At 64.1% G+C, this 22,599-nt stretch carries 22 protein-coding genes; 13 read left to right on the top strand and 9 right to left on the bottom strand.

Annotated features, from left to right (window positions below):
* From E0E39_RS15850 to E0E39_RS12710, 4 genes are all read right to left on the bottom strand, one after another.
* Window positions 1-755: hypothetical protein (locus E0E39_RS15850; RefSeq protein WP_165444790.1), on the bottom strand; the 755-nt coding region annotated here is incomplete at its 3' end.
* 114 nt (window positions 756-869) lie between these two features.
* Complete coding sequence (locus E0E39_RS12720; protein WP_130875079.1) at window positions 870-1,283, bottom strand: Tox-REase-5 domain-containing protein; 414 nt, start codon at window positions 1,281-1,283, stop codon at window positions 870-872.
* 18 nt (window positions 1,284-1,301) lie between these two features.
* Window positions 1,302-2,996, bottom strand: a complete 1,695-nt coding sequence (locus E0E39_RS12715; protein WP_165444789.1) for a hypothetical protein — start codon at window positions 2,994-2,996, stop codon at window positions 1,302-1,304.
* Between the two features lie 3 nt (window positions 2,997-2,999).
* On the bottom strand, window positions 3,000-3,371 hold the full coding sequence (locus E0E39_RS12710; protein ID WP_130875077.1) for a DUF6507 family protein: 372 nt from the start codon (window positions 3,369-3,371) through the stop codon (window positions 3,000-3,002).
* A 375-nt stretch (window positions 3,372-3,746) separates the two neighbouring features.
* On the opposite strand from E0E39_RS12710, the gene pdhA reads away from it, so the two are divergent.
* The 3 genes from pdhA to E0E39_RS12695 are packed head-to-tail and all read left to right on the top strand — an operon-like array spanning window position 3,747 to window position 7,301.
* On the top strand, window positions 3,747-4,826 hold the full coding sequence (gene pdhA, locus E0E39_RS12705) for a pyruvate dehydrogenase (acetyl-transferring) E1 component subunit alpha (protein ID WP_130875076.1): 1,080 nt from the start codon (window positions 3,747-3,749) through the stop codon (window positions 4,824-4,826).
* Window positions 4,823-5,797 (top strand): alpha-ketoacid dehydrogenase subunit beta, encoded by a 975-nt coding sequence (locus E0E39_RS12700; protein ID WP_130875075.1) that lies wholly within the window; start codon window positions 4,823-4,825, stop codon window positions 5,795-5,797. The genes pdhA and E0E39_RS12700 overlap by 4 nt, the downstream gene beginning before the upstream one ends.
* 19 nt (window positions 5,798-5,816) lie before the next feature.
* Window positions 5,817-7,301 carry a dihydrolipoamide acetyltransferase family protein gene (locus E0E39_RS12695; RefSeq protein WP_130875074.1) on the top strand — a complete coding sequence of 495 codons (1,485 nt, stop codon included), beginning with the start codon at window positions 5,817-5,819 and terminating at the stop codon, window positions 7,299-7,301.
* Window positions 7,302-7,361: 60 nt separating this feature from the next.
* On the opposite strand, the gene E0E39_RS12690 is transcribed toward E0E39_RS12695, so the two are convergent.
* The gene (locus tag E0E39_RS12690; protein ID WP_165444788.1) at window positions 7,362-8,102 is read right to left on the bottom strand and encodes a DUF4282 domain-containing protein; all 741 of its coding nucleotides are present in this window, start codon (window positions 8,100-8,102) and stop codon (window positions 7,362-7,364) included.
* 70 nt (window positions 8,103-8,172) lie between these two features.
* Between E0E39_RS12690 and alr the strand changes: the two genes are divergently transcribed.
* Window positions 8,173-9,288, top strand: a complete 1,116-nt coding sequence (gene alr, locus E0E39_RS12685; protein ID WP_165444787.1) for an alanine racemase — start codon at window positions 8,173-8,175, stop codon at window positions 9,286-9,288.
* Between the two features lie 130 nt (window positions 9,289-9,418).
* On the opposite strand, the gene E0E39_RS12680 is transcribed toward alr, so the two are convergent.
* Window positions 9,419-10,606: a DNA recombination protein RmuC gene (locus E0E39_RS12680; protein WP_130875071.1), complete on the bottom strand. Its 1,188-nt coding sequence runs from the start codon at window positions 10,604-10,606 to the stop codon at window positions 9,419-9,421.
* A 197-nt stretch (window positions 10,607-10,803) separates the two neighbouring features.
* Between E0E39_RS12680 and E0E39_RS12675 the strand changes: the two genes are divergently transcribed.
* The 3 genes from E0E39_RS12675 to E0E39_RS12665 all read left to right on the top strand — a co-directional run bounded on the left by E0E39_RS12675 (window position 10,804) and on the right by E0E39_RS12665 (window position 15,119).
* Entirely contained in the window at window positions 10,804-12,069 is a 1,266-nt protein-coding gene (locus E0E39_RS12675; RefSeq protein WP_165444869.1) for a M18 family aminopeptidase, read from the top strand.
* A gap of 307 nt (window positions 12,070-12,376) precedes the next feature.
* On the top strand, window positions 12,377-13,450 hold the full coding sequence (ychF, locus tag E0E39_RS12670) for a redox-regulated ATPase YchF (protein ID WP_130875069.1): 1,074 nt from the start codon (window positions 12,377-12,379) through the stop codon (window positions 13,448-13,450).
* Window positions 13,451-13,469: 19 nt separating this feature from the next.
* Window positions 13,470-15,119: a hypothetical protein gene (locus E0E39_RS12665; RefSeq protein WP_130875068.1), complete on the top strand. Its 1,650-nt coding sequence runs from the start codon at window positions 13,470-13,472 to the stop codon at window positions 15,117-15,119.
* 593 nt (window positions 15,120-15,712) lie between these two features.
* On the opposite strand, the gene E0E39_RS12660 is transcribed toward E0E39_RS12665, so the two are convergent.
* Window positions 15,713-16,012 (bottom strand): helix-turn-helix domain-containing protein, encoded by a 300-nt coding sequence (locus tag E0E39_RS12660; RefSeq protein WP_130875067.1) that lies wholly within the window; start codon window positions 16,010-16,012, stop codon window positions 15,713-15,715.
* Complete coding sequence (locus E0E39_RS12655) at window positions 16,012-16,371, bottom strand: type II toxin-antitoxin system RelE/ParE family toxin (RefSeq protein ID WP_130875066.1); 360 nt, start codon at window positions 16,369-16,371, stop codon at window positions 16,012-16,014. The genes E0E39_RS12660 and E0E39_RS12655 overlap by 1 nt, the downstream gene beginning before the upstream one ends.
* Before the next feature lie 176 nt (window positions 16,372-16,547).
* On the opposite strand from E0E39_RS12655, the gene E0E39_RS12650 reads away from it, so the two are divergent.
* Window positions 16,548-16,847: a HigA family addiction module antitoxin gene (locus E0E39_RS12650; RefSeq protein WP_130875065.1), complete on the top strand. Its 300-nt coding sequence runs from the start codon at window positions 16,548-16,550 to the stop codon at window positions 16,845-16,847.
* 256 nt (window positions 16,848-17,103) lie between these two features.
* On the opposite strand, the gene E0E39_RS12645 is transcribed toward E0E39_RS12650, so the two are convergent.
* Entirely contained in the window at window positions 17,104-17,358 is a 255-nt protein-coding gene (locus E0E39_RS12645) for an MmyB family transcriptional regulator (protein WP_130875064.1), read from the bottom strand.
* Window positions 17,359-17,680: 322 nt separating this feature from the next.
* Here E0E39_RS12645 and E0E39_RS12640 point away from each other — a divergent pair, with 322 nt between their 5' ends.
* The 5 genes from E0E39_RS12640 to E0E39_RS12615 all read left to right on the top strand — a co-directional run bounded on the left by E0E39_RS12640 (window position 17,681) and on the right by E0E39_RS12615 (window position 22,523).
* The gene (locus E0E39_RS12640) at window positions 17,681-18,274 is read left to right on the top strand and encodes an NAD(P)H-binding protein (protein ID WP_281275619.1); all 594 of its coding nucleotides are present in this window, start codon (window positions 17,681-17,683) and stop codon (window positions 18,272-18,274) included.
* A 221-nt stretch (window positions 18,275-18,495) separates the two neighbouring features.
* On the top strand, window positions 18,496-19,365 hold the full coding sequence (locus E0E39_RS12635) for an alpha/beta hydrolase family protein (RefSeq protein WP_130875063.1): 870 nt from the start codon (window positions 18,496-18,498) through the stop codon (window positions 19,363-19,365).
* Between the two features lie 193 nt (window positions 19,366-19,558).
* Window positions 19,559-20,053, top strand: a complete 495-nt coding sequence (locus E0E39_RS12630) for a GNAT family N-acetyltransferase (RefSeq protein WP_245988326.1) — start codon at window positions 19,559-19,561, stop codon at window positions 20,051-20,053.
* Between the two features lie 1,784 nt (window positions 20,054-21,837).
* Window positions 21,838-22,119 carry a type II toxin-antitoxin system Phd/YefM family antitoxin gene (locus E0E39_RS12620; protein WP_130875061.1) on the top strand — a complete coding sequence of 94 codons (282 nt, stop codon included), beginning with the start codon at window positions 21,838-21,840 and terminating at the stop codon, window positions 22,117-22,119.
* Entirely contained in the window at window positions 22,116-22,523 is a 408-nt protein-coding gene (locus tag E0E39_RS12615) for a type II toxin-antitoxin system VapC family toxin (protein ID WP_130875060.1), read from the top strand. The genes E0E39_RS12620 and E0E39_RS12615 overlap by 4 nt, the downstream gene beginning before the upstream one ends.
* Window positions 22,524-22,599: the final 76 nt, after the last annotated feature.

Genomic DNA, 22,599 nt, shown 5'->3' with positions numbered 1-22,599 from the left:
GGGCGGTTGGGCCATACCGAGCTGCTGCGTTCGGGGGGGAGGCCGAGTGTGTGGCGGGTGCCGATGTGTTCGAGGTGGTCGGCGAGTTGGGCGAGGGTGGTGCCGGCTTGGTCGGAGATGGCCTCGAAGTACAGACCGCCTTCGTATTCTTCGACGTTGGTCACGGGGTAGCCTGCGAGTTCTTGGGGGTGGAGACCGCGTATCCAGGAGACGAGTCCGACGAGGGAAACCGCGCGCTTTGAGGCGGTTCGGGCGTTGATCATGTCCTGGTTGAAAGCAATGTTGCTTCCGGAGATGTAGTCGGGGTGGAGGTGTTTGGCAGCTGAGCGGACCAGGTCGGACAGCATGGGGAAGGTCGATCTGTGAAGAATGAGATCGAACGTCTGCTGCCCAGCCCGATCGACAGCCCTGTGAAGCCGGAACCGTCCCACGGAGTTGTCCGACTCGAGGTTGTCGGGGTCGCCATCGAGGTAGGCCTCACCTGAGACGCCTTCGGAATAGACCGGTGAGCCGTCCAGTTTTCGAGTGCCTGGAACCTTTCTGGTTGAGATGGCGGATGCGATGACCTCGGCGTCGGTGCTGTTCTCCTCGATGATGAACCAGTTCCCTCTCGAGTCCGGAACTATTTCTTCTGCATCCTTGAGGAATCGGGATACCCCGGGGGTGAAGTCTCGTAGTTTCCCGTCTGGGTTGAACCAGATGGCGGTGAAGCCGTGCCATTCAAGAGGGGTTTCACGCGTGTCGTGGTTTGTCATTTTTCATTCATTCCTTTCTTTCGGGATGTTCTGGGGTCATGTGTCCGGTGATGTGAAGTTCAAATACGCTCGTTCTTGTTTCGTGAGGCTCGTCGTCCATGGCTGGGTGCTGCTTCAGCTTGGGTTGAAGTAGATGTCGACTTGGCCTTGCAAGTCTAGAGGTAGTCCTCTTCGAACCTCGTCTGCGACAATTTTTTCCTGGAAGTGCCATTCGAGTTTTGCTCCTTCCGGCATTACTTCCAGTTGGCGCGCCATTTGCTCGTAGAAGTCGTTCATGGTTTGGATGCGTTTTGGCTTCAGACCTTTTGATTTTCCGAAGAGCCAGCCGTATTTGTTCTTGGCCTCGAGGAAGACCTCCTGTGGGTTTCCGTTGCCGTCCCTGCGCCAGACGTGGCTATCGAAGTCGACTGATTGTCCGTCGGATTTGCGGACAATGTACTCCTGTATCGCGAAACTCTTCTCGTTCGCGTTCAGGGTGTGATCGACCCCGGTGACGTGCTTCTGGTACTCGGCGGCCGCCTTGGACATCCCGCGGTTGCGGGTCTGTCATTCCCCGGGGCCGCCATCGGAATCTCCCGTGGCCGGGGTTCGAGGCTTGTCGAATCCGGGTCCTGTATCGCCGGTCCACTCGTTGCCCATGTGGGGATCCGGGTGCGGTAGGCCATCAGGATAGTAGGCGGGGTTCGTTCCCGGGGGCAGGTGCTCAGGTGTGCGACCTGATGCGGAGTTCAGGGCTGCGGGGTCGTTCCCGTCAGAACCATGAGTCTGATGATCGCCGGCATCTTGGCGGGGATCATCGGCGGCCCGACGTGGTTTGGCTTGGCTCTCGGAGCGCTTGCCGGTACCGGGGGTGGGATCCGCGGTGTGATGAACGACATCGGAATTGCGGGTGATTCCCCTGCGCCCATTGCCGGGTGGGCCGGCGTAGGCGGGCTGCCGACCGTGTCTCTTGCGGATCTCGTCGGCCAGGTTGTCGGCCGCCTCGCCGAGTTTGTCGAGTCCTTCGAAGATCTTCTGGTTACCCTTGTGCATCCATTCCTTGACGGATGCGCTGAGGTTCGTGAGGCCGGTTGCGAATTTCGGGATCTGGTTGCGCAGATACGTGGTCGGGTGCGGAATTTTGGGAAGCAGACCGAGCTTGCCCAAGGTTTTCAAGGCGGCGGCCTTCCCGAAGAGCCCGAGGCCCAGCTCGGTTCCGGTGGCGACGGGATCGCTCTTCCACTTGTGCCAGCCGTCCTCGCCGTTCCAGTGGGCATCGAGATCGAAACCCACCAAGCTCGCCCCGGCGCGCACGAAGACCTCCATGCGTTCGCGTTCCCACTCGCTGGGCTTGTACCCTCCCCACGCGGCGAAGGGGGCCACGGCAACGGATACGACCAGCGAGGTACCCAGGTCGGTGATGCCCACCGCACCGCCCCAGATCGTGTTCCACGTGTTCCCGATGCTCCAGCCGTGCTCGTCGAAACCCGCGAGGCGCGTGGCGTTGTCCCAGGCTTCCTGGAAGAACCGGCTGGCCCCCATGTTGAAGGAATCAGCGCAGTTCTTCGCCTGGCGTTCCCCGGGGGCTCCCCACGGCATGGGGCCCATCTGCTCCAGTTCTTCGAGGGTGGGGGCCGGGGGAGCCGGAATGCACACCGTCGAGTCCGTTTTGTTGATCCTGTCCGCGCACTCGCTGACGGCCTGGGTGATCTTCACGTAGATCGCGTTGTACTTCGCCACGAACTCGTTGTTCTTGTCGACGGCGTGCTGATGGCGTCGCCAATCGGTCTTCTCCGTCTTCAATGGCGGCGCGCCGCCACTCCACCCCACACCGGCAGGCCGCGGAATCGTGATTCTCGAATCCGGCACCTGTTCATCGTACCCGGCTTGAGCCTCCTCCCGGAACTTCTTCGCAGCCTCCTCCAGGTCCTGAAGATCCTTTTTGATCGTGACCATCGTGCTGGCATAATCCTGGATGGCCGATCCCGATATCACCAGTGCAGCCCTGATGTCGAAGGAGGGAAGAGTGGTTTTCAGCATCAAACCATACACCTGCTCCTGCTCCGGAGACTCGTAGATGTCCGGTAACCTGGACCACGACTCCCTGATCGCGGTCGTCCGTGAAACGACATCGATGCCCATGGAACTCGAGGAATCGCCGGCAGAATTGATCGTCTCGGGATCCAAGGTTTCCGGCTTGCAGGGAAATGCGTCTGGGTTTATCAGGCCAGTTTCATCCACTGGGGCATTCTCGCCCGGCATGTCCTACTCCTCACCCTTGTAGCCGTATTGCTCGAAATACGAGAAATCTCCGGATGCCGCAGATTTGAACATCTCCCTCTCGAAGTTGCCTGCCATCTCCTGCTGCGCTTGCTCGTAAGAGATCGTTGCATTTCCCACCCCCACAATTCCGGCGTTCACGTGCGACGCCACCGCGTGCAGGTTCTTCTTCTGGGTTTCCATCACCCGCTTCAGCGCAACCGGAATGTGTCCGGCAACCTGCGGGCACCACGACAGAGCAGCCTCGACGGCTCCGAGCTCTTCCTCGGAAAAAGTGGCGGCCAGGCCCTTCTGCTGCTCGGAAACCTCCAGCAGCATCGCCTTCACGGCCTTGGGTACGATCTTCCACTGGGACATCAGCAGTTCCCTTCCTGCAGTTCAACGGCGACACTCGTGCCCGCCGAGCCGAACCCCCGGATACAGAACCCGACCGAAAGAACCCCGGCATCCGCAACCCCGGGCCGTACGAGGGATCGAGATGTCCCGCCCCGGGACTTGGCCAGAACCGACCCGACTTCGAGCAATACCCGCGAGCGAATGACATGCACCGGGCCCGCGTCAACCAAAAAGATGACACTCGCGCGCCTCGTGTCGCGTGCGAGGGCGCGGGACGGCTTCCGGGGGCGGATGGGTGGAACCAACAAATCTCGTCGGAGGAATTGTAGGTTCTCGACCTTCGGAGGAAACCTACGCCCCCGTAGGCTACGGTTGCGTAGGTTTTTAGGAGAGGTCATGAATCACGACATGGTGCAGTTGCTGACCCCCGACGGGCAGCGCGTCGAGAACCCCGGGTTCTCCTTCGGGGGAACCGACGACGACCTGACCCAGTACCTGCGGGACATGGTGCTGGCAAGGCGTTTCGACACCGAGGCCACGGCCCTCCAACGGCACGGGGAACTCGGTTTGTGGCCGCCCGCCCTCGGGCAGGAGGCCGCGCAGGTCGGCTCCGCCCACGCCCTCGGTGCCCGCGATGTCGTCTTCCCCACCTACCGGGAACACGCCGTCTTCCTCGCTCTCGGCCTGCCCTTTCAGCAGATTCTGGCCCTGTTCCGGGGCTGCGACGCCGGGGCCTGGGACCAGCTCGACCGGTTCCGCAACTACCAGATCATCATCGGCTCCCAGACCCTCCACGCCACCGGCTACGCCATGGGGTTGCAGCTCGACGGCCTCGTCGGCAACGACGACGGCGACGATGCGGCCGTGATCGCCTACCACGGCGACGGGGCCAGCTCCCAGGGCGACGTCAACGAGGCCTACGTGTTCGCGGCCAGCTACAACGCCCCCGTCGTCTTCTTCTGCCAGAACAACCAGTGGGCGATCTCCGAACCCATCGCGTTGCAGTCGCGGATCCCGCTGTTCCAGCGCGCCCGGGGATTCGGATTCCCCGGGGTGCAGGTGGATGGCAACGACGTGCTGGCCGTCCACGCCGTCACCCGCTGGGCCCTGGAACGCGCCCGCAAGGGCGAGGGGCCCACCTTCATCGAGGCGTTCACCTATCGAATGGGCGCCCACACCACCTCCGACGACCCCACCAAGTACCGGCCCGACGAGGAAACCGCCGAGTGGGCCGGCCGCGACCCCATCGCCCGCCTGACCACCCACCTGAAACGGCAGGGGGTCATCGACGACGCCTGGCTGGCCGCTCTCGACGCCGACGCCCGCGACTTCGGCGCCGAGATCCGCGCCGCCATCCCGAAACTGACGGACCTGACCATGGATGAACTGTTCGACAACGTCTACGCCGAGAACACCGTCGCCCTCGAGGCGCAGCGCCGCGAGTACGCCGAATGGGCGGCAGGGGAGCAGGCATGAGCAGTATGACGATCGCCAAGGCCATCAACCTGGGTCTGCGCCGCGCCCTCCAGGCCGACCCGAAGGTCCTGATCGCCGGCGAGGACGTCGGGAAACTCGGCGGCGTGTTCCGCGTCACCGAAGGCCTCCAGGCGGAGTTCGGAACCAACCGGGTCATCGACTCGCCGCTGGCGGAATCAGGAATCATCGGCACGGCCGTCGGGCTGACGATGCGCGGCTACCGCGTGGTGGCCGAGATCCAGTTCGACGGTTTCGTCTTCCCCGCCTTCGACCAGCTCGTCACGCAGGTCGCGAAACTGCACGCCCGCACCGCCGGGCGGCAACCGATGCCGATGGTGGTGCGCATCCCCTACGGCGGCGGCATCGGGGCCGTCGAACACCACTCCGAATCCCCGGAGGCCTACTTCTGCCACACCCCCGGGTTGAAGGTGGTCACCCCCTCCAACCCGCACGACGCCCACTGGATGATCCAGCAGGCCGTCGCCTCCCCGGATCCGGTGATCTTCCTCGAACCCAAACGCCGTTACCACGTCAAGGGCGAGGTGAACACCGAGCAGCGGCCCGCCCCCATGCACCAGGCCGGGATCCTCCGGCAGGGAACCGACGCGACCCTCGTCGCCTGGGGGCCGATGGTCCGCACCTGCCTGGACGCCGCCGCCGTCGCCGCCGAGGAGGGTACCTCGGTGGAGGTCGTCGACCTCCGCTCCCTCGCGCCCATCGACTGGGTCACCCTCGCCGCCTCCGTGCGCCGCACCCGCCGCGCCGTCGTCGTCCACGAGGCACCCCGCACCCTCGGGTTGGGCGCGGAGATCGCCGCCCGTCTCCACGAGGACCTGTTCTACGACATGGAATCCCCGGTGCTGCGCGTCACCGGCTACGACATCCCCTACCCGCCCTCGCGCCTGGAGGACGAGTTCCTGCCGTCGACCGACCGCATCCTCGACGCCCTCGACCGTTCCCTCGCCTGGTGAGTACAGGAGACAAGGAGTGATGATGAAACGCCAGTTCCTTCTCCCGGACCCCGGTGAGGGTCTCACGGAGGCCGAGATCGTGGCCTGGCGGGTCGCCGCCGGGCAGGAGGTCGACGTCAACGACGTGCTCGTCGAGATCGAGACCGCCAAGTCGCTGGTGGAGCTGCCCTCGCCCTACGCCGGGACCGTGACGTCGCTGCTGGTGGCGGAGGGGGTCACGGTGGAGGTCGGCACCGCCATCGTCGAGATCGAGGACGGCGTCGAGGGTGGCGGGGAGGAGCCCCCGACCCTCGTCGGCTACGGGCCGCGCGACGAAACCGCCAGGTCGAGGCGCCGCCGCAGAAGCACTACTAGTCGGGATGCGGAGGCCGCCCTCCAGGGGCTGGGGGAGAGCTACGCCTCCCGTGAGCCGTCGCGGCGTCCCGACGACGTGGATCCCGCGGGCCGGGTCGTTGCCGCTCCCGTCGGTGATCCGTTGCCGGAGACGGGTGACGCTCCCACCGAATCGACATTGGTGCTGGCCTCCGACCCGCAGTCCGCGCGGGCCAAACCGCCGGTGCGCAAGTACGCTCGCGACCTCGGGGTCGACCTCGGGAAGGTCGCGGGAACCGGGCCGGAGGGCACCATCACCCGCGCCGACGTCGAGGCCGCGTGGATCTTCGAACGGTCCCGTGCAGCGGGGGAGGGTGTCAGGGAGGAGCCCGCGCAGGGCAGGGTCGTCAACGACGCCGCCAGTTTCCAGGACCCGGGACCGCGGAGCCACGGCTTCGGGTCGCCGCGCGGCCCGGGGGGTCGCGGGGAACGTCGCGTTCCCATCAAGGGGGTGCGCAAGGTCACCGCCGAGGCGATGGTGCGTTCCGTGAACACCCACGTCCACGTCACCGAGTGGTTGACCACCGACGTCACCGGCACGATGGAGTTCGTCGAGACCCTCAGGGCGCGGCGGGAGTTCGCGGGTCTGCGGGTCTCGCCGCTGCTGATCCACGCGAAGGCGGTGTGCCTGGCGCTGGGCCGCAACCCCGACCTCAACACGTCCTGGGACGAGGAGAACCGCGAGATCGTCTACCACCGGGACGTGAACCTCGGCGTCGCGGCCGCCACCCCGCGGGGGTTGATGGTGCCCAACATCAAGGCGGCGCAGGACCTCAGCCTGCTGGAGCTGTGCCGGGCCCTCAACCAGCTCGTCGCCGTCTCCCGGGACGGCAAACTCCAGCCCTCCGACTACGCGGGCGGCACCTTCACCATCACCAACGTCGGGGTTTTCGGGGTCGATGCGGGAACCCCCATCATCAACGGCGACGAGTCGGCGATCCTGTGCATGGGCGCCATTCAGCGCCGCCCCTGGGTGGTGGGCGCCGGCCCGGAGGAGAGGGTCGTGCCGCGCTGGGTCACCACCCTGGCCGTCTCCTTCGACCACCGCATCATCGATGGTGAGCAGGGCTCCCGGTTCCTCCACGACGTCGCCGAGATCCTCGCGGAACCCGCCCTGGCGTTGCTGTTCTGACCTCCGGGGAACGAGAAGGCCGGGCCCGTGGGGGCCCGGCCTGGAGACGTGGGGAGGAGATCACTCCTGGGTGTCGTCGTTCTTCTTGACCACCGATGCCAGAGCTTCCAGGATCGCGCGGATCAGGATCAGCGCGATCAGGCCCGCGGAGATCGGGGCCAGCAGGGCCCAGATGATCTGGGTCGGAGCTACGCTACCGTTACCGAACGCGAGGCCCATGGGGGAGACCATCCCGTTGATGAGGGTGACGAGGACGATGACCCCGACTGCGATGGTGGAGATCATGTAGACGGCGCCAAGACTGCCCTTCAACAGGCTGCCCTTGAAACCGAAGTCGAAGAGCGCCCCGAGGCCGGACGGGGCCTGCGGTTGGCCGCTCCACTGCTGCTGGCCGCCGTAGGGAGCAGCAGCCTGCTGCTGGCCGCCCCACTGCTGCTGCTGGGGCTGCGCCTGCTGGGCCGCCCCCCAGGCCGCCTGCTGGTTCCAGTCCTGCATGTTCTGCTGGGCGGTGTTCTCCTGTCCCGGGGTGCCCCACTCCGGGGCTGACGGGACGGACTGCTGGGGCTGGGCGTTCCAGTCCTGCGCCGCGGTCACGGAGGTCTGATCGTGCGCGGGCGCGTTCCAATCCTGGGCTGCGGGTTGGACGGTGGTCTGATCCTGGGACTGGGCCCCCCACTCCTGGGCGGGCTGCTGCCCGGGTGCGTTCCACTCCTGGGCCGACTGCGCGTTCCAATCCTGGGCGTTCGATTGCTGGGGCTGGGCGTTCCAATCCTGGGCGCCGGTCCACTGGTTGTTTGACATGGGTGCCATTGTGCCACTCGAAACCGACACCGCCACCCCGCGGTCTCGACATGTGCGCCAGAATGAGGGTATGTGTCCTTCCCAGCTCAACGTAGATCTGGCCGCCATCGACGCGAATCTTGCCCTGGCGAGTGAACGCAACCCCGGCCGTGCAGTCCTCCTTCCCGTCAAGGCCAACGCCTACGGGCACGGGATAGTTCCCGTCGCCCGGCACGTCGAGTCCGTGGGTTCCGCCCAGTGGCTCGGCGTCGCCGAGGTGTCCGAGGCCGAACAGCTCCGCGAGGGGGGTGTCGAACTTCCCGCCCTCAAGTTCTCCCCCTGCTTTCCCGAGGAACTGGACCGCGCCCTGGCGGTTCGCCTGACCATCTCCGTCGGCGATGCCGCGGGGGTGAGGGCAGCCCAGGAGGCCGCCGAACGTGCCGGCATCCGGCATCCCGTGCACCTGAAGGTCGACACGGGCATGCGACGCGTCGGCGTCCAACCCGACGAGGCCGTCGCCCTGGCCACGCAGATCAGGAACAGCCCCAATCTGATCCTCGAGGGCGTGTTCACCCACCTGCCGATCAGTGACTGCCCTGAGGGGGAGGAGTTCACCAGGGACCAGCTCGCCCGGTTCCTCGCCGTCGTGGACGAGATCCGCGACGCCGTTGGCGAGATTCCCTACGTCCACGCCGGGAACTCCGGGGCGGTGCTCGGCCACGACCTGACGGGCACCAACCTGATCCGCCCCGGGATCATCGCCTACGGTTACCGAGCCGACTCCTCCACCACTTGGGAGGGGTTGACCCCCGCCGCCACATGGACGTCGCGGGTCTCGTTCCTCAAACGCGTCCCCAAGGGGGAGACCGTCGGCTATGGCCGCACCTGGACCGCCCCCTGTGACACGTGGATCGCCACCGTGCCCGTCGGCTACGGCGACGGCTATTCGCGGCTGTTCAGCAACCGCGGACGCATGCTGGTGGGTGGGCGTTCCTACCCGATTGCGGGCCGGGTGTGCATGGACCAGACGATGATCGACCTCGGTCCCGACGATCCGCAGGTCGCGGTGGGTGACGAGGTGGTGCTGCTCGGCCGTCAGGGCGACGAGCAGATCACCATGGAGGAACTCGCCGACCTGATGGGCACCATCACCTACGAGGTGCCCTGCCTGATCGCTCCCAGGGTGTCGCGTCTCTACCAGCAGTAGATACTCCAGGTTGTGGAGACGACGTGGGTGCTCCTCCCGGGGCTGGTTGAGCCGACCCGGGGAAGCCGGTGAACGGATCGGCTCAATCGGTTCGCGGAAAGAGACGAGGTGCCGCCGCCGACGGGGTCCTTCACCCCGCGTCCGGAGGAGCTGTCAGCTCCGGGGCGACGGGGGTCCGGGCCCCCTCGTCGACGGAGCTCAGGCGCGGCAGTTCATCCATCGAGACGTCCAACGCCCGGAACCGTCGCGCCGAGACCAGCACCCGTGACTCCAGCGTGCCCATTGCGGCGTTGTAGTTCTTGACCGTGCCGTTGATGGACGCGCCCAGTTTCTCGAAGTGTGCCCCCAGGGTCGCCAGCCGGGAGTACAGCTCGCGTCCGAGCGCGCTGATCCTCGTCGCCGACTCCGCCAGCCGGGATTGCCGCCACCCGTGGGAGATGATCTGCAGCAGCGGGATCAGCAGGCCCGGGCCCGCGAGGGTGATCCGGCGGGCGGCGGCGTACTCGTGCAGAGTGGGTTGCTGTTCCAGGGCGAGGCGGTAGAACTCGTCGCTTCCGAGGAACAGCACCACGAACTCGGGACTGCCGGCGTCGAGGGCCCAGTACTCCTTGGCGGAGAGCTGGTCGATGTGGGTGCGGACGTGTCTGACGAAGCGCCGCAGGTGCGCGGCGCGTTCCTCCTCGTCCTCCGCCTGGCAGGCCTCCAACACGGCCGACAGGGGCACCTTCGAATCCACGAACACCGCCCGGCCGCCGTCCAGGTCGATGCGCATGTCGGGGCGCAAACGGTTGCCCTCGGAGGATGTGTAGCTGGTCTGGGTCTCGAAGTGGCAGTGCTCCACCAGCCCCGCGACCTCCGCGATCCGCCGCAGACTGGATTCACCCCAGGCGCCCCGCACGTGTGGGGCGCGCAGCGCCGTCGCCAGTGACGCCGCTTCCTTCCGCACCGCCTCGCCGGAGACCCGGACCCCCTCCACCTGCTGTTTCAGCTCCGCGGCCAGGGCGGTGCGCTGCTTCTCCACCTCCGCCAGGCGCTGCTGGAGCTGCCGCAGCGCCTCGGATATCGGGGTCAGGCGCAGTTCCGCGGCGCGGTCGGCCTGTTTCGTCTGCTTCTCCAGGGCATCCGCCGACAGCGCCCGGAACTGGTGGGCGAGCTGTTCGCGGTCCGCGGTGACGTCCGCGGCCCGTTTGACGGCGGCGTCGCGTTCCGCCTCGGCGCGGGCCGTGCGGGTGGCGGCGCTCTGGCGGGCGAGCAGGAAACCGAGGGCCACGCCGACCAGCAGCGCCGCCAGGGCCAGAAGCAGTGAGGAAGTGTCCATGAGGGAAGGGTGACAGACGGCACCGACATTTTTCGCCGCACCCCATCGCGTATGCGGGGATGCAGCTCCCCGGCCTTGGGCAGAGCGGGTCCACCCACGCACCCCATCGCGTATGCGGGGATGCAGCAGCGAGCGTTCCTCAACGGGGGCGACCGCACCATGCGGGGCGTTTTGTCGGGGGTGGGGTGTTGAATGGGATCGTGTTCGCGAATCCTTCCTCCCACCTGGATGACCTGGCCGCCTTCGTGACGGCCTCCCCGACCAGCTACCACGCTGCCTGGAGCATGGCGTCGCGCCTTGCCGATGCCGGTTTCGTCCCGGTCGACGAGAAGGGCCGGTTCCCGCAGGGCGCCGGCCGGTTCTTCGTCGTGCGGCACGGCGCGGTGATCGCCTGGCGGCAACCGGAACGCATCGACGAGGCCACCGGATTGCGCGTCGTGGGTGCCCACACCGACTCCCCTGCGCTGAAGGTCAAACCCGAGGCCAGTTTCTCCTTCCGCGGATGGGGGCAGATCGCCGTCGAGATCTACGGCGGTGCGCTGCTGAACTCGTGGCTGGACCGGGAACTCGGCATCGCGGGGCGCATCGTCACCCGCGACGGCGCCCAGCACCTGGTGCATCTGGACTCCGTGGCCAGGCTTCCGCAGCTGGCCATCCACCTGGACAGGTCGGTCAATGACGGTCTCAGGCTCGATCGGCAGACCCACACCCAGCCCGTCTTCACCCTCGACGCCGAGCCCGATCTGCTGGCGGCCCTCGCGGAACAGGCCGGGGTGAGGCCCAGCGACGTCCTGGGGCACGACCTGTTCACCTACCTCTCACAGCCTCCGGGGCGTTTCGGGTTGCACGACGAGTTCTTCGCCTCGTCTCGCCTGGACAACCTCTCCAGCACCCATGCCGGGTTGACGGCCATCGAGGACCTGGGCGACGGCGACGACCTGGTGGTGCTGGCCGCCTTCGACCACGAGGAGATCGGCTCCGCCACCAGCTCCGGGGCGGCCGGGCCGTTCCTCGAGGACGTGCTGGAGCGGATCACGTCCGTCGCCGGATGTGATCTCGACGCGACGAAGGCGCTGTACGCCCGCGGTTCCTGTGTCTCGGCGGACGCCGGGCACTTGGTTCACCCCAACTACCCCCAGCACCACGACCCGCGAGTCGATCTCGTCCCCAACGGCGGCCCCATGCTCAAGGTCAACGCCAATCAGCGTTACGCCACTGACGCGGTGGGTGAGGCGCTGTGGCTGCGCGCCTGCGAGGCCGCAGGGGTGCCGTCGCAGGTGTTCGTGTCCAACAATGCGATGCCGTGCGGCTCCACCATCGGCCCCATCACCGCCACGCGGCTGGGAATGGTGACGGTGGACGTCGGCATCGGGCTGTTGTCGATGCACTCGGCCCGGGAGATGTGCGGGGTGGATGACCCGCATCATCTGGCCGCGGCGCTGCGCGCCTACCTGGCGGGATGAAGTTGGTTGAGCCGGCCTGTGAGCGTCAGCGAGCGGGGCGTGTCGAAACCACCCGGCGGAACCCCTGGAAACAGTGTGCAGGCCCGCCTGCGAACCCGGCCGAAGGAGAGAAAAAGGCCGGTGCGGCGGGCCTGCCGAGCGCTTGTGGCATAGCGCGTAGCGGTGGTCCTGAACACCTGTGACCAACTGTGTCGTTCACTGAGGAAACCCTAACCCACGGTATTTGGGAAACGCAAGAGGTTCGTAAATATTTTTTGCCGGCGCGACGGTCCGTCTCCCGGGGTGGCGTGCCGTAGACTCGTCGCTCGTGGCTCTCACCATTGGAATCGTCGGCCTCCCGAACGCCGGCAAGTCGACCCTGTTCAACGCGCTGACCCGCAACGACGTGCTGGCGGCCAACTACCCGTTCGCGACGATCGAACCGAACGTCGGTGTGGTGGGGGTGCCGGATTCCCGGTTGCCGGTGCTGGCGAGGATCTTCGACTCGCAGCGCATCGTGCCCGCCACCGTGAGTTTCGTGGACATCGCGGGCATCGTCCGGGGCGCGTCGAAGGGTGAGGGCATGGGCAACGCGTTCCTCGCCAACATCCGTGAGGCCGACGCCATCTGCCAGGTGACCCGCGTCTTCGAGGACGTCGACGTGACGCACGTCGACGGGAAGGTGGATCCGGCCGGCGACATCGACACGATCACCACGGAACTGATCCTCGCCGACCTCCAGACCTTGGAGAAAGCGCTGCCGCGTGTGGAGAAGGAGGCGCGGATCAAGAAGGAGTCGCGCCCGAAGCTGGAGGCCATGCGGGCGGCCGTCGAGGTCCTCGAATCCGGGAAGCGGATCCACGGTTCGGGGCTGGACATGGAGTTGCTGCGCGACCTGTTCCTGCTCACGGCGAAACCGTTCCTGTACGTGTTCAACTGCGACCAGGACGAACTGGCCGACGAGGACCTCAAGGACCGAATGCGGCAGGTCGTCGCCCCGTCCGAGGCGATCTTCCTCGACGCGAAGTTCGAGGCCGAACTGGTGGAGATGGACGAGGAGGAGGGCCGCGCATTCCTGGAGGAGATGGGAATCGCCGAGCCGGGCCTCGACGTGCTGGCGAGGGTCGGCTACGAAACCCTCGGCCTCCAGTCCTACCTGACGGCGGGCCCCAAGGAGGCCAGGGCCTGGACCATCCCCCAGGGAGCGACGGCCCCCGAGGCGGCCGGGGTGATCCACACCGACTTCCAGAAGGGCTTCATCAAGGCCCAGGTCGTCAGCTTCGACGACCTCGTGGCGGCAGGCTCCGAAGCAGCGGCGAAAGCGGCCGGCAAGATGCGCCTGGAGGGCAAGGACTACGTCATGCAGGACGGCGACGTCGTGGAGTTCAGGTTCAATGTGTGAGGCATCTGAGACACATGACATGGGCGAGTCGGCACCCGGCACGCTGACCGATGCCGAGGATGCGTCGGAGGAATCTCAAGCGCCATTGGGGCAAGATCCCGCAGTGATTGAGATAGACCCTGAATTCGGCCTGGCGTTCGGGGACTGGTCACAGACGGGGATCGATGTGACTCCGCTGACGGGCTTGAATAAGGAACACGACAAAGATCTGCTGGATAAAATCTCGATCGCTGCAGGGATCGGCAACACATCGGTCCAGGTCCTGCAAGGTGTTGCCAATGTTCAAGGACTTGTCCGCTTGGCGCCGGAAACAGTGGCCAAACTGCAAGTTCTCAAGCCAATGACTTCCAGTGGTCTGAATCTCGGCGCACTGACGGACGGTGGCGGGAAGGTGGCTCATCTGATCCGATGGACGCCCGCCTTCGGGGCGCAGGCGGTCAGCCTGCTCGCCGCCATGGGTCCTGCCGCAGCATTTCTGGCAATCCAGCTGCAACTGTCCTCGCTATCCTGCCGCATTGACAAAAATATCAAGCTGACGAAGAAAATCATTCAAAACTTGGAAGAGGAACAGTATTCGCGAGTGCAAGCTCTTGAAAAGACTAGTCAGGACTGTTTGGAGTCGGCTTTGGAAGCCCGTGAAGTCGGCCCACGAATCTGGGATAGAATCAAGATGCGTGAACCGGACCTTCGTGAACTCTTTGACAATTTCAAGAAAGAATTGAGTGGGTGTTTAAGTAATATTGGGGAATGTTGCCGAGGTGGCGGGAAATTCCTCGAGGAGAATGCGGTGGCTATCGAAAGAAAAGCCGCTGCGCTGGTTGCATCTCTGGGGTCTTGGGTTCGATATCAGGTTTTGTATGTGCAAGTTCACAAGCAAGATGCCGCCTTGTCTAAGGATGAGAAGCATCTTGAACGCGCTATCAAAACGGCTTCAAAAGAGATTTATGATTTTCGTTCCGAGGGTTTGGGTCTCCTCGAAAAACTCGAATGTGTTGTGCATTGCTATTGCTTGCTGAGGGACAAATCTGGCTCTTCGAAGAGGGGCGTGAAATGGAGTCAAAGGTTTTCGGGGAGACGGCCCGGGGACTCTGAAAAAGAGAAGCCCGAGGCATCGAGGCCCCGAGGGATCGAGCAGGTGCGCACCTTGGCGGAGAAGCTCTCTGAGCTGCGCGAGTCGATCCAGCCACGTCCTGAGCCCCACAAGCCCGAGGTGACCGTCTATAGAACAGACGGGGATGTCGCCCGAGATATCGCCCTTCTTCGTTGGGTCCTACCAGATTGTTACGATCAACTGCGGGTGCTCGCCGAAGTGAAAACCGGCAATAATAAGAAAGCAGAGTCTTCCTTGCTGGGTGTCACCGCTGACTCTTTCTTCTGTGTTCCACGAGATGAAATTCGCAAGAAGGGTAAACTTGCTCGTACCGTTCCGCTGGCTGATATTCGTTATGTCAGATGCAAGGAGGAAGAGGGATTCGATATCATCACCAAGGATGGAGATTTCTCCATTTCTCTTGAAGAATGGTTGCAGGAAAGCGAAAAGAGTGACGAGGCCCACAAGATCGGGAGGCACTTGGCCAGTTTTGCAAACCTTCCTGACGAAGAGCGCGGAGAGGAGCTCCCGATTTCAAATGTGTCGCAAAAATCCGGTCGAAACGAGCTGGAGCGGTGAACTTTAGCGTATCTTGGCTGAGTGCTGAAAGTGGCAATGGGTAAATCGTGTGTGGCTCAAGGAGGTTTATTTACAGACGGCGTGTTGGCCGGTAAATTCCCTAGCCGGAGCGCGATTCAGGATGGTCGTTAAGTAAGCCTCAAGGATTGTCCAAAAAGCGTGGTTTCGATGAGCTTTACTCCATCGTTGGCTGAAACTATCCTCGTGTCTGTCTTTGCTCGATTGACTGGTCTTCTTGTCTTCCGCCAGCCTTCCCGTAGTTCGCTGGCCTTCCCGACAGAAATGCCTGCCTTGTGGACGAACGCCTGCGCTGTAGCGCAAGCACACGACCACAAGGCAAGCGAATCATGGGTGGCTTCCCTGAACGGGCGGTCCGGCTCGGTGAAGTTTGTTCACGGCCCTTCCCAAGTGTGCGTTGACCAAGGGTTTTCCTGGCTGGCTCGCCGTCTGTGAATAAGCCTTCATGAATAGGTCTCAGTGTATTCCACTGGAAACTTCATTGCATTGGCAGCGTGTCAGTGCTGTGAGCAAGCCGTTGGGGTCGCTGTTTGTGCTGAGGTGCGTCGGCTCAACACGGAGATGCTTCCAAACTCTCAATCGATCACGACTTTGAGGTCTCCTGCGACGTACTCGAGTGAGAGGCTACCGCCGATGGCCTCGAGGTAGCGGCGGATCGTTCCGATCTTCGTGGTGTCGAGGTCGCCGTGCTCGATCTTGGAGATTTGACGTTGCCCGACGCCGATGCGTTCGGCCAACTGCGCCTGCGTCAATCCGGCATTTTCGCGGAGCTCTCGAAGTCGATAGGCGCGAACCTCTGCGAGCATCCGGGATTTGTATGCCTCGACTTGGCCGCGGTCCACGGAGCGTTCGGCGAGAATATCGTCAATCGTCATCACTTTTCTGGCCTCTTCCTCAATGCGCGGATATGTTTGTCGAACAGATCATCGGCCAGTGGGACGTTCCTCTTGTACCACCGAGTCCAGCTGCCAGCTTTGTCGCCCGCGATCAGTAAGATCGCCATGCGCTTGGGGTCAAAGGCGAAAAGGATGCGAACCTCGGATCGCCCTGCCGAGCCGGGGCGAAGCTCCTTCATGTTGCGATGCCGTGAAGCGGTGATGGTGTCAACGAGAGGGCGCCCGAGTGAAGGACCACGATCGCGAAGTACCTCCAGTGCAGCGATGACCTGTTCGTAGGAGGTTTGGTCCAGTGACCTGAGCCAGTCAGCGATCAACGTGACGTCTACCTCCCACATACCCTTCAGTGTAGACCCTGCAAGGCCTGAATGGTAGAGATGATTCTGTCGTTCGCGCTGCCGCTGCCCGTACTCCTGGGACGTTTGGTGACGCGACGGGTCTGCGGTGTGTTCCGTGTGAACCCCGGTGGACCCGAGCGGAATTGAGATCATGGGCCACCATTAGGAGGCCCAGAATGGACAACAAAATGGCTCCGGTTCATCCAGGAGAAATCCTCGTAGAGGAGTTCCTGAATCCGATGGGTATTACTCAGCATCGGCTTGCGATCTCCATCGGGGTGCCGCCTCGCCGAATCAACGAGATCGTGCACGGCAAACGCCGGATCACGGCTGATACGGCGCTGCGCCTGGGACGTTTCTTCGGGGTGAGTCCGCAATTCTGGATCAACTTGCAGTCGCACTATGACCTCGAAATCGAGAAGGAAGTGCTGGGTGAGGAATTGGACAAGATCCAGCCTCTGGGATCCGTCGCATGATCGTTGTTCGACACGGGAGCCTCTCGGGTGCGCAGTGGGGGAAATTCTCTGGCAGATGGGCCGTGGAGGCTTGTTCATGGCCTCTCCGAAGCTGGTTGAGCCGGACCGCGACGAAGGAGCAGTCCGAGTCGAAACCATCCGTGGGTGTCTGAGGACTCCGGGGTCCGAGTGTGCTTCTCGGCTCTGCCGAGTGGTTTCGACACGGCCGTTCGCTGGCGCTCACGAGCTGGCTCAACCAGCATCCTGTGAACAAGCCTCAGAAGGGTCGCAAAGGACCGGTTCGTTTCCTCATCCCCGGGGACCGGGGGTAACAGTAGAGAGTGAGGCCGGGGATTCGTGGGGCCGCGAGCGCTTGGAACTGCATCGTCATCTGCCCCACCCGGGGATGGTTGAAGCGTTTTCTACCAGAGCTGTGCTGGGCGATGTCGTGATTCTGCCAGCGGGCGACAAGCGTGTCGGAGTCGATGATGTCCAGCGAACCGGACAGGACGAGGACGGCCACGTCGGGCATCCCTGCGATGATGCCTCCCGGGCTGGAGGAACCGTCATCTCGTTCGGATCGCCGTGTGGTGGAGGCGACGCGGGTCGCCGGATTCCGTGTGCGAGCGAGAACAGGTAACTGGCCTCGACGGGATCGAGCCGTATGGTGTGCGAATGCCATCCGCGGGATTCCGGCGAGTGCTGTCCAAGGGATGGCAATCCCCCGGGTAGCGTTCCTTTGATACAGGACGGGCAGGCGCGACAGCCTGACGTGGAGGCTCGATCGAGTCGTGGATGAAAAATGTGAAGGAATGCCGATGAGCAGGATCGTGGTTCTGGGGGCGGGCGGATAGATCGCGCGCCACGCCGTTGACATGCTGGCCGAGCGCGGCCACGAACTCACCCTCGTGGTGCGCAACGCCTCGCGAGTGCCGACGCCACCGGCCGCCTCGCGCGTGGTGGAAGCCGACGTTCTCGACGCCCCGGCGCTCACCGAGGCGATGCGGGGAGCCGACGCCGTCTACGCCAACCTGTCCGGACCCGTCGACGAGCAGGCCCGCGTGATCGTCTCGGTCATGGACGAGCTTGGCATCAAGCCCCTGGTGTTCGTCACATCCCTGGGGATCTACCACGAGCTTCCGGAGCCCTTCGAGACCTGGAACGACGCGATGATCGGGCAGGATCTGCTCCGCTACCGGGCGGCTGCCGACGTCATCGAGGCCTCCGACCTCGACTACACCATCCTGCGGCCGGCCTGGCTCACCGACGCCGACGAGATCGACTACGAGACCACCGGACGCGACGAGCAGTTCAAGGGCACGGAGGTCTCCCGGCGCAGCGTCGCCGCGGTCGTCGTCGAGGCCCTGGAGGAGCCCCAGCGCTTCGCCCGCACGAACCTCGGCATCAACAAGCCCGGCACGGACGGTCCCAAACCGTCCTTCATGTGAATCGGTGGTCTGCCGGCGCACCGTCGGCTCACCCACCTGGACCAATGTTGAGAAACGACAGGAGATGACCGCCATGATCGGTTTCGACTCGCAAGGCAACCGGATCGACGTTTGACAAGGACCTGGGGCAGAACGACGTCCCCGATCCCGATCCCGCCAAGGCGCCCACCGGCGCCGAGGGCCGGGAGGCCCTGAACGCGCTCGTCGAGCAGTACGCCCAGATGTTCGCCCACGGTGCCCGCACCCCGGTGCTCAAACGACCCAGCGACGTCGGCATGGACTACGAGGATGTCTTCTTCCCCTCCATGGACGGCACGCCCCTGGAGGCCTGGTTCATTCCCGCCGACTCCGACCGGCTCCTGATCGTCAACCACCCCATGACCTGCAACCGCTACGGCTTCCCCGGGCACCTGGAGCCGTGGAACACCATGTTCGGCGGCTTCGAGGTGGACTTCCTGCCCGAGCTGCGCCACCTGCACGACGCCGGCTACAACATCCTCACCTACGATCTGCGCAACAGCGGCCTGAGCAGCGACGCCAACGGCGTCACCAGCGGGCTGGGCCTGCTGGAGAGCCGGGACGTGGTCGGGTCGCTGCGCTACGTGCGCAGCCGCCCCGAGCTGGCGGCGATGAAGCTCGGCCTGTTCAGTCGCTGCATGGGAGGCAACTCCACCATCATCGCAATGGACTTCTGGCCCGAGGAGTTCGCCGACGTGCAGGCCCTGGCCCTCCTCAACGTCGTCTCGGGCAAGACCTTCATCGAGCGCGGAGCCCAGAACATCGGGCAGGACCCGGCCGAGGCCGCCCGCATGCTCGACGAGCGCCTCCGTCAGCTCACCGGCTTCCGTTTGGACGAGGAGACGCCGCGCCCGCACGCCCACGCGGTCACGGTGCCCACGCTCATGACCCAGCTGCGCCGGGACTTCCTGGTCAATGCCGAGCAGGACGGCCAGGAGATCTTCGACGCACTGGGAACGAAGACCAAGGAACTGCTGTGGATTGACGACTCCAACCAGCGTTTCTACGTCTACAACTACTTCGGACAACATCCCGAGAAGCTCATCGCCTGGTTCGACGAACACATCGCCTGACGTCACACCGGATCGTTTCGTCATCGCTCTTCCGCACCCCGGGCTCCCGTCTCGCGATCAGCAGACGGGAGCCCATCGGGTGAGCTGCACGTTTCCGGCTTGGCGCTGCCTGCGAACGAGGGGCGTTCCCGTGCCGACCGCCGGCGGAATGACGAACCCACCCAGTAGGGTCTGCCGTGTGACTGTTTCCGGCGTGAGAATCGTCCCCTACCGGGCCGCGATGCGTGAGCGGGTTCTCGACCTGTCGATCCGCGCCTGGGATTCGGTTTTCGATGCGATGCGCGGTGACCTCGACAGCGGTTTCGTGCCTCGTTTCGTGTATGACAACTTCTACCCGGATGGGTGGGATGTTCGTCAGAGGGCAGATCTTTCCCGGGTCCTCGACGAAGAAACGGGAAACTGCGACATCGCGCTCGTCGACGATGAGATCGCCGGGTGGGTCTGCACCCGAATTCATCCCGAGGACTCCATGGGTGAGGTCTACATCCTGTGCGTCGATCCCGCGCATCGGCGCGAGGGCATCGGGCGAGCGCTGATGGAGTACGCGCATGAGCGCGCCAGGCGGGCCGGGATGCGGATGGTCATGGTCGAGACCGGCGGGGACGCAGGCCATGCTCCGGCGCGCGCCACCTATGAGGCGATGGGCTACGAGCGCTGGCCCGTCGCCCGGTACTTCAAGCAGCTGTGACCCGCCGATCCGAGTGGGTCCTGGTCATCTCTCTCCCGCCGTCGCCGGGATTGGGATGACGTGTGCCTCGACCATGAGGCTTGCTCGCGGCCGCTCCGAAGCTGGTTGAGCCGGATCGCGACGAAGGAGCAGTCCACCTCGAAACCGCCAGAGCCCGCCGCAGTGCCCCCTCGCCAGTGGATTGTGCTGGCCGGTGCCCCCACCTGTGAACAAGCCTCCATGTTGTCCATGGCGAACAGAATCGGCGTAACCAAGCGATGCGGCTCTTCCGCTTGGCATAGGGATCTGAGAGGTCGTGGCTGGGGCAGGAGAAAACGTCAGTTCTCAGAACTCGGCGGGAGCTCGGTGCTTCCGGTGGTGAACAGCACGACTACACCAACATGGCCGAGATGAGTAGGTCCGAAGGGGTGAAGGTTGTGGACAGTGCCGCGGAAATCGTGCCCGGTCATAGGAGGAACCCGGTTGCGCAGCACTCAACGCTGTTCCGGGCCCTGAAAGAGGCTTTTTTGGACTTGAGTGCTGCGCAACCGGGATTTTCTCCGGTATCCCGGGTGTAGGAACTGGTCCCGGCATGGGCGGGGCGTGGGGCGGGAGGCCACTGCCCTGCCTCTTGTTTGCAATTCTGCCCGCGAGCATACGGGACCTGAGGATACGGACCCGTGCGAGGATGGTGCGAGATCATCGGCACTGGGAAATCCGCCCCTGTTTCCCGGTCTCCGCGCCGAGTCCATATCTCTTGGACTTGCTCATCGCGGCGATGCACGACCTCATCCGGCGGATCGCTTTTGGAGGCCGTGGGGTGTTTCGCCCGGAGCGCTGCCACGTAGGGGTGTTGTTGTGTGCTTAGAGAGCTGTGCGACACCTGGCCCGTAGGATTCGTGATTCACTGCTGCCCCGGCCGTTCGGGAACGGGGCGTGCAGGTGGGGAGATGCTGCGTGCTCGCCGAGCGACGTTCCGCCCAGGTGATCACGTCCAGGACGCTGCGCGCCGTGTAGGCCCGTCGGCCTCCGCCTATCGATTCGGTCGTCAGGATACCGGCGGCCCGCAGGGTCTCCAGGCCTCGGGATGCGGCTGTGCGCGAGATGCCATGGATTCTTGAAGCCGTTGTGATTGTGAGGACGGGTGTACCCGGAAGGTCCTCCAGGATCCGTAGCGCTGCCGAATCCTTCCGCTGAGAGCGACTTGCGTTCCTCAGGGTGGTCCAAGGCGGTGGGGAAGATGACCTGATGGTGAATAGGTTCATCAACTTTTTGACCAGCTGAGAAATGAGTGATAACCTATTTTCATCATGGTCGGCTCACGTGGTTGTGTGTCGGTAAATATGAAAGGACGCAAGGGCCGCAATGGCGAAGAATACTGGGCGGGGTCATCGTCGCGGATTGATTCGTGGACGATTTCAGAAGTTCAATCCGATCTCGAATCTTTGGGACAAATATGACCATGGTGGAAATTATTTGGGATCGAAGAAAAGCGGAGGGCCTTTTAAAGCGATCATTCGCCTTGTGGGACGTAATCCAAAGCGCCCCTAGCGGTCTGCTTGTAGGGAGACCTATTCTCGCTCAACGGGTGCACTTGTGTGTGCGTGAACCAAGAAGTTTGCAAGACTTTCTTGTGTGACGCTTCCTAATCTCGTCGAGAGCAAGGCGAGCATTGATCCTGCGCTGGTGTTGGCCGGCGCGCAACATCAGATGGGATTGCTACGGGCCTTTGCCGACGATTGATGCTGGGCGCGAACCAAGATGCACCACAACGTCTTGTAGCATGAGTGCTACGCTTGTGTGTCGTGAGTGACGCCGAGCCGCGGCTCAGGAGCCTGTCCCAGCGTGAGCTGCGCAATGAGTCCGGGCGGGTCCTTCGCGCGGTGGGCGAGGGCCAGTCCTTCGTCCTGACCAACAGTGGGGTGCCCGTGGGGAAGATCGTGCCGCTCGACGAGCCCACACCCACGTTGCGAATCGTTCGCCCGGCACGGCGTCGGGGAGGGTGGGCGGAGTTGGGAATCGCGCGGAGAACCGAAACGAGGAGTCTTGCGGAGATTCTCGACGAGCTGCGTGAGGACAGCCTGTGACCCCGGGCGTGACCGTGTACGTCGACACGTCTGCTCTCGGTGCTTTGTTGATCGAACAACCCGAGAGCGATGCTCTGGTCGAATGGCTCGACCGGACCGCGGACGTGCTGGTTTCCAGCGATCTGCTCGAAACCGAGCTGCGGCGCATCGCCTTCAGGGAGGGCATCGATCAGGTTGACGTGACCCGGATCCTCGACGGGGTTGGGCTGGCCGCTCTTGACCGGGCGGTTTATCGCGGCGCGGCTCTGCTGCCCATGCCATACCTGCGAACTCTCGACGCGTTGTACCTCGAAGCGGCGATGCGACTCGATGCCACCGCCGTTCTCACCTACGACCACAGGCTCGGCAAGGCGGCCCGGGCCGCGGGGCTTCAGGTGATAGCTCCCGGGACGGCGCACGTGTGAAGATCGATGACCGGGAAAGAAGCGAGCTGAGTGAGCGCGATCACATCCCCGGGTGACGCCGCCCGGCGGGCGTGAG

It is taken from the genome of [Pseudopropionibacterium] massiliense, assembly GCF_900607225.1.
In the GTDB taxonomy this organism is placed as follows: domain Bacteria; phylum Actinomycetota; class Actinomycetes; order Propionibacteriales; family Propionibacteriaceae; genus Arachnia; species Arachnia massiliensis.
Note: the sequence above shows the minus strand (reverse complement) of the source record. Positions and strands in the feature narration are given on the sequence as shown.

What these genes read in the sequence shown, in the direction of transcription:
- E0E39_RS12720 (WP_130875079.1), bottom strand. Translation starts at nt 1,283, where the DNA reads ATGTCCAAGGCGGCCGCCGAGTACCAGAAGCACGTCACCGGGGTCGAT.
- E0E39_RS12715 (WP_165444789.1), bottom strand. Translation starts at nt 2,996, where the DNA reads ATGCCGGGCGAGAATGCCCCAGTGGATGAAACTGGCCTGATAAACCCA.
- E0E39_RS12710 (WP_130875077.1), bottom strand. Translation starts at nt 3,371, where the DNA reads ATGTCCCAGTGGAAGATCGTACCCAAGGCCGTGAAGGCGATGCTGCTG.
- pdhA (WP_130875076.1), top strand. Translation starts at nt 3,747, where the DNA reads ATGAATCACGACATGGTGCAGTTGCTGACCCCCGACGGGCAGCGCGTC.
- E0E39_RS12700 (WP_130875075.1), top strand. Translation starts at nt 4,823, where the DNA reads ATGAGCAGTATGACGATCGCCAAGGCCATCAACCTGGGTCTGCGCCGC.
- E0E39_RS12695 (WP_130875074.1), top strand. Translation starts at nt 5,817, where the DNA reads ATGATGAAACGCCAGTTCCTTCTCCCGGACCCCGGTGAGGGTCTCACG.
- E0E39_RS12690 (WP_165444788.1), bottom strand. Translation starts at nt 8,102, where the DNA reads ATGTCAAACAACCAGTGGACCGGCGCCCAGGATTGGAACGCCCAGCCC.
- alr (WP_165444787.1), top strand. Translation starts at nt 8,173, where the DNA reads ATGTGTCCTTCCCAGCTCAACGTAGATCTGGCCGCCATCGACGCGAAT.
- E0E39_RS12680 (WP_130875071.1), bottom strand. Translation starts at nt 10,606, where the DNA reads ATGGACACTTCCTCACTGCTTCTGGCCCTGGCGGCGCTGCTGGTCGGC.
- E0E39_RS12665 (WP_130875068.1), top strand. Translation starts at nt 13,470, where the DNA reads ATGGGCGAGTCGGCACCCGGCACGCTGACCGATGCCGAGGATGCGTCG.
- E0E39_RS12660 (WP_130875067.1), bottom strand. Translation starts at nt 16,012, where the DNA reads ATGACGATTGACGATATTCTCGCCGAACGCTCCGTGGACCGCGGCCAA.
- E0E39_RS12655 (WP_130875066.1), bottom strand. Translation starts at nt 16,371, where the DNA reads ATGTGGGAGGTAGACGTCACGTTGATCGCTGACTGGCTCAGGTCACTG.
- E0E39_RS12650 (WP_130875065.1), top strand. Translation starts at nt 16,548, where the DNA reads ATGGACAACAAAATGGCTCCGGTTCATCCAGGAGAAATCCTCGTAGAG.
- E0E39_RS12645 (WP_130875064.1), bottom strand. Translation starts at nt 17,358, where the DNA reads ATGCCCGACGTGGCCGTCCTCGTCCTGTCCGGTTCGCTGGACATCATC.
- E0E39_RS12635 (WP_130875063.1), top strand. Translation starts at nt 18,496, where the DNA reads ATGTTCGCCCACGGTGCCCGCACCCCGGTGCTCAAACGACCCAGCGAC.